Source organism: Bacillus sp. GbtcB10 (assembly GCF_019091365.1).
Lineage (GTDB): Bacteria > Bacillota > Bacilli > Bacillales > Bacillaceae > Bacillus > Bacillus altitudinis.
Window position 1 is genome coordinate 1 of sequence record NZ_JAGXJP010000493.1, and the last position, 228, is coordinate 228.

Genomic DNA, 228 nt, shown 5'->3' on the forward strand with positions numbered 1-228 from the left:
AGAAATGTAATACAGATTGTCCGTTCCTTTTGTCATAGCCGCTTGGGAGGCTTTTTTTCTAACAAGCACGTCTAATATAGAGCTGGTCGTTGTTTTCCCTAGTAAAATATCAATATTCCCCATGCCAAAGTCGAGGTCGATGGTGAGCACTTGCTTGCCCGTACTTGCGATAGACAGTGCCATATTCAGCGTCAAACTCGATTTACCTACTCCGCCTTTCCCGCTCAT

The 228-nt window shown here is 44.7% G+C and carries 1 protein-coding gene; it reads right to left on the reverse strand.

What is annotated here, in order from left to right; genetic code table 11:
• Positions 1-228, reverse strand: a 228-nt coding sequence (locus KVT11_RS20930) for an AAA family ATPase (protein WP_217609251.1), incomplete at both ends; no start/stop codon positions are given.